The organism is Chitinophaga sp. ARDCPP14, from assembly GCF_051362515.1.
Taxonomy (GTDB): domain Bacteria; phylum Bacteroidota; class Bacteroidia; order Chitinophagales; family Chitinophagaceae; genus Chitinophaga.
In genome coordinates this window covers 236,829-252,153 of record NZ_JBKIXB010000004.1, presented here as the reverse complement: position 1 = coordinate 252,153, position 15,325 = coordinate 236,829, and the positions used below count along the sequence as shown (strand labels likewise).

The 15,325-nt window shown below is 47.4% G+C and carries 12 protein-coding genes; 7 read left to right on the top strand and 5 right to left on the bottom strand.

Annotated elements, in window-relative coordinates; translation table 11 throughout:
* The first annotated feature begins 20 nt into the window (after window positions 1-20).
* A complete protein-coding gene (locus ACLHR0_RS13440) occupies window positions 21-2,381 on the top strand; it encodes a polyribonucleotide nucleotidyltransferase (RefSeq protein ID WP_436487238.1) in 2,361 nt (786 codons plus the stop codon).
* A gap of 90 nt (window positions 2,382-2,471) precedes the next feature.
* Here ACLHR0_RS13440 and ACLHR0_RS13435 read toward each other — a convergent pair whose 3' ends face one another.
* Window positions 2,472-3,041 carry a hypothetical protein gene (locus tag ACLHR0_RS13435; RefSeq protein ID WP_370912413.1) on the bottom strand — a complete coding sequence of 190 codons (570 nt, stop codon included), beginning with the start codon at window positions 3,039-3,041 and terminating at the stop codon, window positions 2,472-2,474.
* Between the two features lie 121 nt (window positions 3,042-3,162).
* Here ACLHR0_RS13435 and prmA point away from each other — a divergent pair, with 121 nt between their 5' ends.
* From prmA to ACLHR0_RS13420, 3 genes are all read left to right on the top strand, one after another.
* Window positions 3,163-3,990: a 50S ribosomal protein L11 methyltransferase gene (prmA, locus tag ACLHR0_RS13430; protein ID WP_436487235.1), complete on the top strand. Its 828-nt coding sequence runs from the start codon at window positions 3,163-3,165 to the stop codon at window positions 3,988-3,990.
* 115 nt (window positions 3,991-4,105) lie between these two features.
* Window positions 4,106-4,747: a glycerol-3-phosphate 1-O-acyltransferase PlsY gene (gene plsY / locus ACLHR0_RS13425; RefSeq protein ID WP_429050838.1), complete on the top strand. Its 642-nt coding sequence runs from the start codon at window positions 4,106-4,108 to the stop codon at window positions 4,745-4,747.
* A gap of 106 nt (window positions 4,748-4,853) precedes the next feature.
* The gene (locus ACLHR0_RS13420; RefSeq protein WP_429050837.1) at window positions 4,854-5,657 is read left to right on the top strand and encodes a M48 family metallopeptidase; all 804 of its coding nucleotides are present in this window, start codon (window positions 4,854-4,856) and stop codon (window positions 5,655-5,657) included.
* A 63-nt stretch (window positions 5,658-5,720) separates the two neighbouring features.
* On the opposite strand, the gene ACLHR0_RS13415 is transcribed toward ACLHR0_RS13420, so the two are convergent.
* Window positions 5,721-6,665, bottom strand: a complete 945-nt coding sequence (locus tag ACLHR0_RS13415; RefSeq protein WP_436487232.1) for a LysR substrate-binding domain-containing protein — start codon at window positions 6,663-6,665, stop codon at window positions 5,721-5,723.
* 125 nt (window positions 6,666-6,790) lie between these two features.
* Window positions 6,791-8,095: a hypothetical protein gene (locus ACLHR0_RS13410; protein WP_436487230.1), complete on the bottom strand. Its 1,305-nt coding sequence runs from the start codon at window positions 8,093-8,095 to the stop codon at window positions 6,791-6,793.
* 211 nt (window positions 8,096-8,306) lie between these two features.
* On the opposite strand from ACLHR0_RS13410, the gene ACLHR0_RS13405 reads away from it, so the two are divergent.
* From ACLHR0_RS13405 to ACLHR0_RS13395, 3 genes are read left to right on the top strand one after another with little or no spacing between them, the layout of a single operon-like run.
* A complete protein-coding gene (locus ACLHR0_RS13405) occupies window positions 8,307-9,044 on the top strand; it encodes a glycosyltransferase family 2 protein (protein WP_370912419.1) in 738 nt (245 codons plus the stop codon).
* A 14-nt stretch (window positions 9,045-9,058) separates the two neighbouring features.
* A complete protein-coding gene (locus tag ACLHR0_RS13400; protein ID WP_436487228.1) occupies window positions 9,059-9,856 on the top strand; it encodes an O-methyltransferase in 798 nt (265 codons plus the stop codon).
* A gap of 37 nt (window positions 9,857-9,893) precedes the next feature.
* Window positions 9,894-10,691, top strand: coding sequence for an alpha/beta hydrolase-fold protein (locus ACLHR0_RS13395; protein WP_436487226.1), 798 nt, complete (start codon window positions 9,894-9,896; stop codon window positions 10,689-10,691).
* Window positions 10,692-10,743: 52 nt separating this feature from the next.
* Here ACLHR0_RS13395 and ACLHR0_RS13390 read toward each other — a convergent pair whose 3' ends face one another.
* Entirely contained in the window at window positions 10,744-12,174 is a 1,431-nt protein-coding gene (locus tag ACLHR0_RS13390; protein ID WP_436487225.1) for a TolC family protein, read from the bottom strand.
* Window positions 12,167-15,307, bottom strand: coding sequence for an efflux RND transporter permease subunit (locus ACLHR0_RS13385; RefSeq protein WP_436487223.1), 3,141 nt, complete (start codon window positions 15,305-15,307; stop codon window positions 12,167-12,169). The genes ACLHR0_RS13390 and ACLHR0_RS13385 overlap by 8 nt, the downstream gene beginning before the upstream one ends.
* Between the last annotated feature and the right edge of the window lie 18 nt (window positions 15,308-15,325).

Genomic DNA, 15,325 nt, shown 5'->3' with positions numbered 1-15,325 from the left:
TTTTTAATCCTCACTTTATTATGAATCTGACACCTATTTCAGTGAAATTCGATATAGGAGACGGTCGTATGGTGACCATCGAAACCGGCAAGTTGGCCCGTCAGGCTGACGGTGCCGTTACGGTGCGTTTAGGGAATTCAATATTGCTGGCCACTGTGGTAGCAAATAAAGAACCCAAACCAGGCCAGTCTTTCTTCCCCCTTACAGTTGATTACCAGGAAAAGTTTGCATCCGCCGGCCGTATCCCTGGTTCTTTTTTCAAGCGTGAAGGCCGGTTGTCTGATTCCGAGGTACTTATTTCCCGTTTGATTGACCGCGCTCTGCGTCCCCTGTTCCCCGATAATTATTTATGTGAAGTACAGGTACTGGTGTCCCTGATTTCATCTGATCCCGAAGTAATGCCCGATGCACTGGCCTGTCTTGCTGCATCTGCTGCATTGGCTGTATCCGACGTTCCCATCCAGGAAATTATTTCTGAATGCCGCGTAGCGCGCATCGATGGTAAATTCGTGATCAACCCTAACCGTACTGAACTGGCTAAAGCCGACATGGACTTCATCATCGGTGCTACCGATAAGAACATCATGATGGTGGAAGGTGAAAGTAAAGAGTGCCAGGAAGAAGACCTGATCCTTGCTATTGAAGCAGCACACGCTGCGATCAAAGTGCAGGTTAAAGCACAGGAAGAACTGCGTGACCTGAAAGGTGTAACCGGCAAACGTGAATACGCACAACCTCATCAGAACGAAGAACTGAAAGCGAAAATTGAAGCTTTTGCAAAAGATAAAATTTACCAGGTAGCCAAGTCAGCTTCAGCCAAGCACGATCGCAGCGATGCGTTTGCTGCCATTGGCACTGAACTGAAAGAACACCTGGGTGAATTACCGGAAGAAGACCAGCCGCTGGTAAAAGAATATCTGCATGACCTGGAAAAAGAAGTGATCCGCAACATGATCCTGGATGAATCCGTTCGTCTGGATGGCCGTGCACTGGATCAGGTTCGTCCGCTGGCAATGGAAGCAGATATCCTGCCTTCTCCTCACGGTTCCGCCCTGTTTACCCGTGGTGAAACACAGTCGCTGACTACCGTTACACTGGGTACTCCGGAAGATGAACTGCTGATCGAAAGCGCAGCCGTTTCCAATTATTCCAAATTCATCCTGCACTACAATTTCCCTCCATTCTCTACAGGTGAAGTGAAAATGATGCGCGGTCCCGGCCGTCGTGAAGTAGGACATGGTAACCTGGCCATGCGCTCCCTGAAGCAAATGATGCCAGGCAGCGACTACGCTTACACTGTAAGGGTGGTTTCTGATATCCTCGAATCAAATGGTTCCTCTTCCATGGCTACCGTATGTGCTGGTTCGCTGGCACTGATGGACGCTGGTGTGCCCCTGCCTAAACACGTTTCAGGTGTGGCAATGGGTCTTATCTCCCGCGCTTCCGATGGTAAATGGGCAGTATTAACCGACATCCTCGGTGATGAAGATCACCTGGGTGACATGGACTTTAAAGTAACCGGTACCCGCGATGGTATTGTGGGTATACAGATGGATATCAAAGTAGATGGTTTAAGCATGGATGTAATGCGCTCTGCACTGGCTCAGGCCAGGAAAGGCCGCCTGCATATCGTGGAAGCCATGTACGAAGTAATGCCGGCTGCACGTCCTGAACCAAAACCACATGCACCACGCATGGAGAAGATCATCATCGACCGTGAATTTATCGGCGCTGTTATCGGACCCGGTGGTAAAATTATACAGGAGATCCAACGCGAAACCGGTACTACCATCAACATCGAAGAAGTTGGTGAAACCGGCGAAGTAAGTATCTTCTCCGCGCAGAAAGAAAGTCTCGATAAAGCAGTTGCATGGGTGAAAGGAATCATTGCAATACCTGAAGTAGGTGAAGTATATGAATCCGTTGTAAAATCCATCATGCCTTACGGTGCTTTCGTGGAGTTCATGCCTGGTAAACAAGGCTTGCTCCACATCTCCGAAGTTTCCTGGAAACGCCTGGAAACAATGGAAGGTGTGCTGACAGAAGGCGAAAAAGTAAAAGTAAAACTGACTGGTACCGATCCTAAAACCGGTAAGTTTAAGCTGAGCCGCAAAGTGCTCATGCCTAAACCGGAAGGTTACGTGGAAAGACCAGAACGTGAAGAGCGTGGCGACAGAGGCGACTTCCGTGATCGTGGAGATCGTGGAGACCGCGGCGGTGATCGTGGCGACAGACGTGGTCCCCGTGACGACAGACGTGGCGGTGATGACAGACGCGGTGGCGGCGAGAGACGTGATTTCAACCGCGACGGTAACCGTGGTGGCGGAAATTACAACGCCGGTCCTGATAAACCTCAGGAGCCTACCTTTGATGCCGAATAGGCGCTGTTATAGCTAGCAGATAACTGGAATTAAATACAAAAGAAAGCAGTCACCCTGGTGGCTGCTTTCTTATTTTTATGACAAGGTGGTTTATCTCCTGGTCAGTTGCTCTACACGGAAAGTGCTTTCCCTGAAAATTTCGCGGCCGCTGTTCAGGCGAAACACCCGGTAATTATTGCCATCCACCGGTTCGGCAATCATCTTATAAGCAGGTTGCAGCGCTTTGGTACTCCTGTCTATCACCCGTACTTCCCCGCCAGCCAGCAGGTCCGGCATAATTTCTTCCACGTAGGGGAGCATAATACCGCCATCTTCTGCCCACAACATATTCATTTTACCGGTACTGTAGCTGAAGTCCTTGTTGGCAGTGTCTTCCAGGTAGCAATAAGCCTTGCGGAAATGGTTGCCCATATCTATGGCATTCAGGTGTGCAAACTGCACGCTGTTAAATACCTTGTTACTGTATTTACTGTTGCGCAGGGTGGAATCCATACCCGTCATATATTCCGTGAGATGCTTCCGGTCAAAGATCAATGTTACATTTTCAGTCTGGTAAATGATGGAATCTGTGATAGGTTCAGGAGGCCGTACTTTAATTACCTGGGCCATTCCCGACAGGGACAACGCCACGCCGGTGAGCAGGAGGAACAGTGCTTTCATAGGATATATGATATGATTTATTAATCAAATATAACAATTTTTAATATTGAGTGATGATTTTAGCTGCGGATGGGGTGTCAAAACGCTGAAAGCTAGCAGCTAATGGCTATATTTGCGGCCTATGTCTTACATTGCTATTACCATGCGGGCCGGCGCCGCACAAACAGACCTGCTGATTGCCCAATTATCTGAGCTGAAATATGAAGGGTTTGAGGAGCAGCCGGATACGCTGATTGCTTATATTCCTGCCACCGACTTTGACGAGGCCGCATTGCAGCAGCAATTGGAAGCCTACGGGGTAACCTATACAAAAGAAACGATTTTACCGGTGAACTGGAATGCCCTGTGGGAAAGCAATTTCCAACCGGTGCAGGTAGATAATTTTTGTGGTATCCGGGCGGAGTTTCATCCGCCATTTGATCCGCAGCCTGCATATGAAATTATTATTACGCCTAAGATGGCTTTTGGTACGGGGCATCATGCTACCACGGCCTCTATGATAAAGCTCATGGAGCCGCTGGATTTTAAGGGCAAAAAGGTTTTTGATTTTGGCACCGGAACCGGTATCCTCGCCATCCTGGCGGAGATGATGGGGGCTGATACAGCGGATGCAATTGACTACGACGAATGGTCCGTAAATAATACGTTGGAGAACATTGCTGCCAACGGGATGAACAAGGTAAAAGTATGGCAGGCGGACAACCTTGAGGCAATTACCGGAAAATATGATATATTGCTGGCAAATATCAACTATAACATTTTACTGAAATTTATGGGAGATATGGGGCATTTGTTAGTGCCGGGGGGCAAATTACTATTGAGCGGCATCTTACCTACGGATGAAGAAAACATTGCAGCGGCCGCGGTTTCAAAAGGATTTATCATGGAGAAACGGATCGAAAAAGACAACTGGCTGGCGCTCCAATTTTCTGTACCGGACTCAAAATAGATTAAAACTTACATATAAATAGCGTTGATAATCCAACTTTTGTGTTATAATCTTTTCTAATATTCTCTCTATTTTAACACAGAATTTGTTATCTTAGCATTCCTAACTTGTAGTGATGATAGAAATTTTATTGCTTTTTTGTGCTTATCTGATAGGATCTGTTCCTACAGCTGTTTGGGTGAGTAAAGGCGTTTTTGGTATGGATATCCGGGAGTATGGCAGCGGCAATGCCGGCGCCACCAATACATTCCGGGTGCTGGGGCCTAAAGCGGGTACTTTTGTAATGGTAGTAGACATGCTGAAAGGTGTGTTAGCAGTACGTTTAGCTTATCTGGCTCCTTATTATCTTGATCCTGAACATCTTACTCAATTGGTGAACCTCCAGATCGGTCTGGGGCTCGCTGCAGTGGTAGGTCATATATTCCCTATCTGGGCAAACTTCAAGGGTGGTAAAGGAATTGCTACCCTGTTCGGGCTGGTGCTTGCCATACAGCCGTTGGTAGCTTTATGCTGTGTGGGTGTATTTTTAATGATCCTTTTTTTAACGAGATACGTTTCTCTCAGTTCTATTATTGCCAGTATCGCTTTCCCGATCCTGATCCTCTATATCTTCAATGAACCTGAAATCTTTTATCGCATATTTGCTATTGCTGTAGCTTTAATGGTGGTGTTAACCCATCAGAAGAATATCACGCGGCTGTTGAAAGGTGTAGAAAGTAAAGTGCCGTTATTCAAGAACAGAAAAGACAAGAACTAGTTACAGTTATATATTAAAGCAGGAAGCAAAAAGCGACAGCCATAAAAATGTGCATGCTTTTTGCTTTTTGCTTTTTGCGTTTTCGCATATTTAAATTGATGCTCCCATGAAAAAGTATGTTTTATTCTTTACTGCAAGCCTCGCATTGGCGGCCTGTTCTCGTGTACCCATCACCGGCCGTAGTCAGCTGAACCTCGTTCCTGAAAGCACGATGCAATCAATGGCTGTGCAACAATACCAATCATTTTTGTCTGAAAACAAAGTAGTGGCGCAAACTGCCAGTAAAGACGCTGAGATGGTGAAAAGAGTGGGGCAGCGCATTGCGTCGGCTGTTACCAGGTACATGAACCAAAATAATATGGGGGGTGAAATATCCAGCTATAAATGGGAATTTAACCTGGTAGATAACAAAGAAGTAAATGCCTGGTGTATGCCCGGCGGTAAAGTAGTGGTGTATACAGGTTTGCTGCCCGTAACCCAGAATGAAACTGCCCTGGCCTGTGTAATGGGACATGAAATAGCACATGCCATTGCACGTCATGGTAACGAACGTATGAGCCAGGGACTGGTAATGCAGGGTATCCAGGTAGCCGGCGCTGTAGCGCTGAACAAGAACCCTACCGCGGTAAACCTTTTTAACCAGGCATTTGGCGTAGGCGGCAACTTAGGTACACTCGCCTTCTCCCGTGGTAATGAGCTGGAAGCCGATCACCTGGGAGTAATATTCATGGCGATGGCCGGTTACAATCCGCAGGAATCAATTCCTTTCTGGCAACGCATGGCCAGTATGAGTAAAGGTCAGAAACCACCTGAACTCCTGAGCACACACCCCAGCGACGCTACCCGCGTACAAAAATTACAACAGCTGATGCCGGAAGCAATGAAGTATTATACACCGGCGAAAGCATAAGGTCTTTAAAAAGCAACGGGCTGGTAATGTAGTATTACCAGCCCGTTTTCCTTATATCTTCCCTTATTCCGTTAGAATCTCAATTACCTTCTTATTTTTCTGCACCTTCATCTTCTCCGGCACATGTGCCAGGATTTCTTTTTTAAAGGCTTCTATCAGCGCCTGTTTAATAAAGTGACGATGGGTTACCAGGCTGATTTCCCTTACCGGTTCCGGCGCCTTGAAATAGCGGACCATGTTCAGTTGCCGGGAGGAGAGATCCTGTAATGACAGCTCCGGTAAAATTGTATAGCCTTCGTTGAGATCTACCATTCTTTTCAGCGTTTCCACACTGCCGGTATTGTATTCCAGGTTCTTGTTATCGCCCATGGTAAATTTATCCTTACAGATATTCAACACCTGGTTACGCATACAATGCCCTTCATTGAGCAGCCACACATCTTTGATATCCAGCTCGTCTGTTTTTACGATTTTTTTCTCGTATAAAGGATTGCTTTTAGCAGTGTACACCACAAAGGACTCATAAAATAAAGGATGTTCTTCCAGGTGCGGGTTATGCAGGGGAGTGGCCAGCAAACCACAATCCAGCAGTTCCTGTTTCAGTTGCTGCATAATTTGCTCTGTAGGATATTCCCATATTTCCAGGCGCACCTTCGGATATTTTTTCATGAACCCGGTGAGGATACGGGGAAGCAGGTAAGGCGCCAGTGTAGGAATGATGCCTACTTTCAGATTGCCTTGTACTTCCTTTTTCTGGTCTGCTATAATTTCACGGATGCGTGCATTTTCCTTAATGATGATCCTGGCCTGGGCAACCACGGATATACCTATTTCAGTAGGGACTACCGGTAATTTGCTGCGATCAAACAATTTAATGCCTAACTCATCTTCCAGCTTCTGAATCTGCATGCTCAGCGTTGGCTGGGTTACAAAGCACTTCTCTGCTGCCAGTACAAAACTTCTGTAGGTATCTACCGCAACAATGTACTCCAATTGAACTGTCGTCATTTCCTCTAAGATTGTGCAGCAAAGGTATAAATAAAATCTATAGGAAGACGTTAAAACCTATAAAAGCAACAGGCGATAGTGAAATCCTTCACTACCGCCTGTTGCTTTTATAGTAATATGTTTAACTAGAATATCCTGTAACGGTACTTGATTTTTTCTGTATTGCTATACAGTTCCCTGATATTGATAGACGCCTGGATTTCTCCTACTGCTTCTGTTTTCAGGTTCCTGAATTCCGCCTGTTTGGCATCGATGATGCTTTTATCTGCCAATCCATTATCCTGGGCTATTTTCAGCGAGTTGTTTACTTTGGTATAGTAAGAATCCAGCAGCGTGAAATATTCGTTGTAAAGATTTTCGAATCGCTTGGTTTGCAAAACCAGGTCTTCCAGCTGGTTGTTTACTTCTTTCAGGGAAGAGTTTTCGCGCAGTAGGGATTCATAATCGATCCGTTTGCCTTTGGTATATTTCTCTTCCAGTTTAGCGAAGTAATCAACTACCTTTTCTTTCTTAAAATCAAAAAAGTATTCATTCATCGTTTGGCTCAAACCCTGATTCCCTTTCTGCGGAGCAGGAAATTTAAGGGAAGTGGCGGTAAACGAAAGATGATCAAACAGGTTATCCTGTAAAAGGCTTAGCTGATCTTTATTGAAGTTCAGGCCATATTCAAATTTCTGGTTGGCATCATTCAATGCGGTGTAATACACTACATATTTGTTCAGCTCTTTTTCGAAATCCTGTAATGACTTCTGGTTAATCTGTTTGTTATTCACACTCACACTGTGCAGAAAGTTCATTACTGAGTTGGCAATCGCCAGCGGAGGAGTGAGGGAGGTAAAGCTCTGGAAAATAGGACTGTTGATGATGGATTTGGTAGACTCTACAATTTTAGAATTCTTCTCTCCTTTATCTCCTTTATTTTTCAGGATGATCTTTTCTACCAGCTCTACAATGCGGTCGCTCAAAGAAAAGCCCAGCGCTTTACTTTCCGGGTTATTCAGGGAGGTGATGAAAACATCGAGGTTATTGGTCGTAGTACGCGACTTCAGATCGATAATTTTCTTATTCAGCAGATAATACGTTTCACTGGCATTGATGATATTATTTTTTATCAGCTCGTACTTCGTGATATTATCTATTTCCTTTCCCTGTAACAGGGCCTGTATAGCGGTAGAGTTTTGTTTGTCATTGTCGGTGATCCGTTGTACATCTTCCAGCAGTTTGCGGATGGTGGTATCCTGAGTTTTAATGACAGGAGACGTGGTGCTTTTCAGTTCCGGGTCCTGTGCGTAAGCTGTCTGGAAAGTAAAAAGTAAAACAAGAGGGGCTGGTAGCACTTTAATCCATCTGGTCGTCAGGAATTTTTGAGCCAGGTGTACTAACGGTAATGACTCATCGGGCTTGCTGGTCAAGCGTTTATCGTGCCTCATTTCCGTTGGTAGGTGTTTTAACATATTGTTTTTGCTTTTTGTTAACAAAAATTTAAGAAAATATGATGCCAAAAACATCATCAGGCAAAGATAAATAATTAATAACAGTTAAAATTAAATCATGATAGGTGGTGTCCGGAATGCATTTTCCGGATATATTTTGAATTATCAGCAGGTGAGTTACCTTTGCTGCCAAATTTGATCCACTTTCATGCTTAATAACAAAAAGATAGTGGTTGTATTACCGGCCTACAACGCAGCACTTACGCTGGAAAAAACATTCCGGGAAATCCCTTTTGACATAGTTGATGATGTAGTGCTGGTAGATGATGCCAGCAGAGACGATACCCTTGAAGTCGGCAAGCGGCTGGGGATTCAGCACCTGATACGCCACGACAACAACAAGGGTTATGGCGGTAATCAGAAGTCATGCTACAACAAAGCACTGGACCTGGGAGCTGATATTGTGGTGATGCTGCATCCCGATTATCAGTATACGCCAAAGCTCATTACTGCGATGTGCAGTATTATTGCCAATGAGGTGTACCCGGTGGTTTTCGGGTCCAGGATTCTGGGAAAAGGCGCCCTGAAAGGGGGCATGCCGATGTACAAATACATATTTAATCGTTTCTTAACATTGACACAAAACATCCTGATTGGTCAGAAGCTGAGTGAATATCACACCGGCTACCGGACTTTTTCATCGGAAGTATTGCGTAACATCAACTACATGGCTGATAACGACGATTTTGTATTTGATAATGAAATGGTTTCGCAGATATTTATGAAAGGATACGATATTGCAGAAATTACCTGTCCTACCAAATACTTCGACGAGGCCTCCAGTATCAATTTCAAACGCAGCGCCATTTACGGGTTGGGTGTTTTGAGAGTATCACTGCAGCATCGTTTGCATATGTGGGGCATCGTAAAAGGAAAGATCTATTAAAAAATAATTTAGCAGTGGGTTTAGCGCAACAGTATAATTTAGCCGGAAAGTACCTGAAGTATTATTTTACTTCAGGCAATCGTCACGACGTACATTCTCCCTTTGTATTTTCACTGATTGAGGATGTGTTGCTGGATAAAAAACGGCAGCCGGCTTTCCGGGAAATAGAACAGTTGCGCAAACAGTTGCTGCAAAGTAATGAAACGCTCCAGGTAACCGACCTGGGCGCGGGGTCGCTGATATCGGCCGGTAATGAACGCCGTGTAAGGGATATTACCCGCTACGCGGCAAAACAGCCTAAATTCGGGCAATTCTTCTACCGGTTGATACAATACCTCCAGCCGGCCCGTATTCTTGAACTGGGTACTTCTATGGGGCTTTCTACAGCGTATATGGCAAAGGCCGCACCGCACGCGCGTATTTATACCATTGAGGGATGCCCGAATATAGCAGCCAGGGCCGCCAAGAATTTCGAAGCGCTTCATATCAAAAACATCACGCAGGTAACCGGAAATTTTGATACCGTGTTACCGGATGTATTGAAACAAATGCAGTTGCCTGATTGGGTGTATATCGATGGCAACCACCGCAAGGAACCCACGCTGGCCTATTTTGAGCAGTGCCTGCAGTTTGCAGATGAATACTCTGTTTTTATCTTCGACGATATCCACTGGACGCCTGATATGGAAGCCGCCTGGCATACGATACAGGAACATCCGCAGGTAACCATGACCATCGACCTCTTTTTTATCGGGCTGGTATTTTTCCGGAAAGATTTTAAAGTCAAGCAGCATTTCACGCTGAAATACTGACTTTGCCGTAGTATATTGGGAACAAAAATACCCCGTTATGCGTTACCTTAAATTATTCTTCCTGGCCTGCGCGCTCACCGGTAGCCTGGTAGCCGCTGCACAGGATAGTCTTTCCCAGTACAGCAGGGAATCGTTTATCCGTAAGGGTGATACCCTCCGCTACCGCCTGCTGCTGCCAGCCAACTATAACCGTCACAAAAAATATCCGCTGATCGTTTTCCTGCATGGGGCCGGTGAAAGAGGCAGTGATAATAACGCGCAGCTGCTGCATGGCGGCGCCATGTTCCTGCGTGATACCATCCGCGCCAATTACCCGGCATTCGTTGTTTTCCCGCAATGCCCTGCCAATCAAACCTGGGCGCCCATGAAATTTGTGCGCGACAGCACCGGTAAGGTAATCCAGGCAGATTTTCCGTTGGATGGCGATCCTACACCGCCCACGGCTTTACTCAACCAGTTGGTGGATAGCTTACTGGCCGGCGGAAAAGTGGATACCAAACGGGTATACATCGGAGGTTTATCGCTGGGTGGAATGGGCACCTTCTACGAAATCACCAAACGCCCCGATATATTTGCAGCTGCATTTCCTATCTGTGGCGCCGGCAACGTAGAGGCGGCGGACAGGTTTGCTAAAAAAGTGCCGGTGTGGATCTTTCATGGCGGCGATGATAAAGTAGTACCGGTAGAAGCCTCCAGGGCGTATGACGCCAAACTGAAAACGCTTGGTGCAGAAGAAAAATATACAGAATACCCCGGCGTGGGTCACAATAGCTGGGATAATATGTTTGTGGAACCAGGCGTAATGCCGTGGTTGTTTCAGCACCGTAAAAAATAAAATATACAGCGGATCGCCTCGTAAAGCGATCCGCTGTGTTTAAAAGAAAGAATTAGTTGCCTCCGAGCGCACGATACAACGATACCATTCCCTGGTACACATTCCGGCGCGTAGTAACCAGCGCCAGCTCCGCTTCCAGTACACTCTTCTGTGCAGTAATCACTTCCAGGTAATTGGCGTATCCGGTGGTAAAAAGAATGTTAGCGGTAGACACAGCCTCCTGCAATACCAGTACTTCCTTGCTTTTCAGCGCATAGGCTTCCTGCTGGTTTTCCACTTTATTTAAGGCGGAAGCTACTTCCTGGTAGCCATTTACAATTGCCTGCTGGTATTCGTAGAATGCCGTCCAGGCATTGGCGGTACTGATATTGTATTGTGCCTGTATCTGTTTTTTATTGAAGATGGGGGCGGTTAAATTGCCTACAGCGCCCCATGCGATAGACGCGGGTGACTGGAACAACAGTCCTGCTTTGAAAGCGTTAAAGCCCGCATACGGTGTGATGGTAAGTCCGGGTAAGAAGGCAGCACGCGCAGCTTTTACATCTGCTTTTGTAGCAGCCAGCTCCAGCTCTGCACGCTGTATATCCGGGCGTTGCAATAACAGGCTGGCGGATATCCCTTTTTTAATCGCTTCCGGCAACGCCTGCGCGTCTTTTACCGTGCTGCGTACAATTGGCTGTGGCAGCCTCCCCAGCAGGGCGTTGAGCTGGTTTTCCAGGGAAGCGATTTCCTGTTTTACGCCATATTCCAATGCCTGTGTACTCAGCAACTGGGCGGTGAATTGTTGCACTGCCAGCTCGGTGGCGCGTCCGCCGGCTTTTTGAATATGCACGGTAGCTACCGCCGTTTCCTGCAATTTGATATTGCGTTGTATAATAGCCAGCTCGTTGTCCATCGCAGTGAGCTCGTAATACAGCCCGGTAACGCCTGCCACTATTTGCGTGGTGAGCAGGCGGCGTCCCTGTTCACTGCTGAGAAAGCGTGCATAAGTGGCCTGGCGCTGACTTTTCAGTTTCCCCCAGAGATCTATTTCCCAGCTGCTTCTCAGGCCGGCAAAATATTCAGGTGTGGGACTGGGAATGCGTTGGTCTTTACTGATATTGGGCGACAGGTTGGTATCGAAATTACCAACGCCATTGAGCGTATAATCCGCATACTTATCCACACCGGCCGACAAGGCAAGGTTCAGCGATGGCAGCCAGGCATTTTTAGCCATCATCAGGTTGGCCTGTGCCGTAGCTACACGCTGTGCGGCGGAGAGCAGGTCGTAGTTGTTACGCAATGCGGTATCAATAAGGCTTCGCAAGTTCGGATCATTGAACACCTGTGCAAAATTGTGCAGCGAAATGGTATCACTGTTATTGCCTGATACAACGGGAACGCTTATACGTTCCGGCAGCGCCAGTTCTTTTTGTGTGCTGCAGGCCACTGTTGCAGTGGCCATCGCCGCATATAAGGTGTATTGATATATTCGTTTATTCATTGGTGTAATCTTTTAGTTCAACGGTTTTTTTCCTGATCATGGAAGCAAACAGCACATATAATCCGGGTATGATCAGTACACCGAAAATGGTTCCGATGAGCATGCCACCGGCTGCGGCGGTACCAATGGAACGGTTACCCATAGCGCCTGCACCGGAGGCAATACACAAGGGTATTAACCCGGCAATGAAAGCGAAAGACGTCATGAGAATGGGACGCAGCCTGGATACGGCGCCTTCTTTAGCCGCGGCCAGGATGGTAGCCCCGTGTTTGTTTTTCAGGATCGCAAATTCCACGATGAGGATGGCGTTTTTACCAAGTAACCCTATCAGCATTACCAATGCTACCTGTGCGTAGATATTGTTTTCCAGGCCCAGTAACTTCAGGGAAAGGAACGCACCGAAAATACCGGCCGGTAATGACAGCAATACCGGCAGCGGCAGCAGGAAACTTTCGTATTGGGCGGCGAGCAAGAGGTATACAAACACCAGCACGATGATGAAAATGTAGAAGGCCTGGTTACCGGAAAGGATCTGCTCTCTCGTCATACCACTCCATTCGTAGCTATACCCCCTGGGCAGCTCTTTGGCGGCTACTTCCTGTACGGCGGCAATGGCCTGGCTGCTGCTGAATCCTGGTTTGGCGTCGCCATTGATCATAGCGGCAGTGTACATGTTATAGCGTGTCAGTTGTTCCGGTCCGTATACACGTTCCAGTTTTACGAAGTCGGAGTAAGATACCATTTCGCCGCGGTCATTTTTTACATAGAGGCGCAGCAGGTCATCGGGTTTGGTGCGGTAGGAAGGATCCGCCTGCACCATTACCTTATACATTTGCCCGAAGCGGATGAAGTTGGATGCATAGAAACTGCCCATTAGTGTTTGAAGGTTGCTCATGGCATTTTCAATACTCACGCCTTTTTTCGCTGCCATCGCCTGGTCTACGTGGATCAGGTACTGAGGGAATTCCGCATCAAAACTGGTGAAGGCGCTGCCTATTTCCGGGCGTTTTTTCAGCGCGTCGATGAACTGGTTGGTGACCTGCGCCGTTTGCCGGAGATCGCCGGTGCCGCTGCGATCGAGCAGCCGCAGTTCAAACCCGCTGGAGTTACCGAATCCCGGAACGGTAGGCGGAGGGAAAAATTCTATGCTGGCATCTGCAATACCGGCTGTTTTCTTTTGTAATATTTCAATGATATCCTGAACAGATGCTTTGCGGTCGTCCCAGGGTTTCAGGTTCACCATGCCCATACCATAAGAGGCGCCGGCTACTTCGTTTACCAGGCTGTATCCCGCAAGTGTGGATACAGATTCCACTTCTCCCAGTTCAGCGGCAATGGCCTGCACCTGGTCCAGTATGGCTTCGGTACGTTCCACGGTTGCGCCCGGGGGAGTGGTCACGTTTACATAGATCATGCCCTGGTCTTCCGTAGGAATAAACCCGGAAGGCAGGATGGCGCTAATACCCCAGGTAGCGGTGAAGAAAAACACCAGGCAGGCCAGCGTGATCAATCTCCTGCCGGCGATGAAGCTGATAAGCTTCGCATATTTATTTTCGGTAGCATTATAGCCTTTGTTGAAACCGTTAAAGAAGCGCTGCAGCAGGCTCTTTTTGCGGGGTTTGCCATGCGTATCTCTGAGCATGAGGGCACAGAGTGCAGGCGTTAACGTTACTGCGTTGATACCTGAAATCACAATGGAAATGGCCAGTGTGAGGGAGAACTGCCGGTAGAATACGCCCACCGGACCAGACAAAAATGCTACCGGTATAAACACAGCGGACATAACGAGGGTAATCGCCACCAGCGCTCCGCTGATCTCTTTCATAGCGGCCAGCGTGGCTTCCATCGGAGGCAGATGTTCCTCGCTCATTTTCACGTGAACGGCTTCCACCACCACAATGGCATTGTCTACCACGATACCGATAGCCAGCACCAATGCAAACAGCGTGAGCAGGTTAATGGAGAAGCCCATCATCTGCATAAACGCCAGCGTACCAATCAGCGCTACCGGTACTGCAAGCGCCGGGATGAGGGTGGAGCGGAAGTCCTGCAGGAAAATAAATACCACGATAAATACCAGCAGGAATGCTTCAAATAAAGTTCTCACCACTTCGTGGATAGAGGCGTCGAGGAAGCGGGATACATCGTAGTTGAAGTTGAAGGTCATGCCCGGAGGAAAGGAGGAATTCTTCATTTCTTCCATTTTTGCCTTCACATTGTTAATTACTTCGCGCGCATTGGAGCCGGGGCGCTGTTTGAGCATGATGGAAGCAGAAGGCTTGCCATCTGTTTTGGAAACCATGCTGTAGGTAAGCGAGCCAAATTCCACATCGGCTACATCTTTGAGATGCAGCACGGAACCATCCTGGCCTGCCCGCAGCACAATTTGCTGGTACTGCTCCGGCTCAAAAAATTTACCGGTATAGCGTAATACATATTGCAGCATCATCGCGTTTTTATCGGAGCTTTCGCCGGTTTTACCGGGCGCTGCTTCAATATTCTGTTTGCGGATCGCCTGGATCACTTCATCCGCAGATACGTTGTAAGCCAGCATGCGATCGGGTTTCAGCCATACGCGCATGGCGTATTCCTTGGCGCCCATGATTTCCGCACGGCCTACACCGTCGATACGTTTTAATTCCTGTAGTACGTTGATGTCGGCAAAGTTGTAGATAAACTGTTCATCCAGGGTAGTGTCCTCGCTCATTACGTTGAGGTACAACAGCATGCTGTTCACTTCTTTTTCCGTGGTGACGCCGGCCTTGATTACTTCTTCCGGTAGTTCATCAATAATAGTGGCCACGCGGTTTTGCACGTTAACAGCGGCCTGGTCGGGATCGGTACCTACTTGGAAGAATACCTGTATCACGGTGATCCCGTCGTTACTGGATACAGACGACATATACGTCATACCCGGTACCCCGTTGATGGCTCTTTCCAGCGGTGTAGACACTGCTTTGGCGGATACTTCGGCGTTGGCGCCGGTATATTTAGCCGTTACCGTTACCGAAGGCGGTACAATATCGGGGAACTGGGTGATCGGCAAGGTGAATAGCGCAAGCAGGCCTACCAGTGTGATAATAAGCGATATGACCAGTGATAGCACTGGTCTTTTTATAAAAGTTTCAAACATTGTTCCGTGATTTCAGCT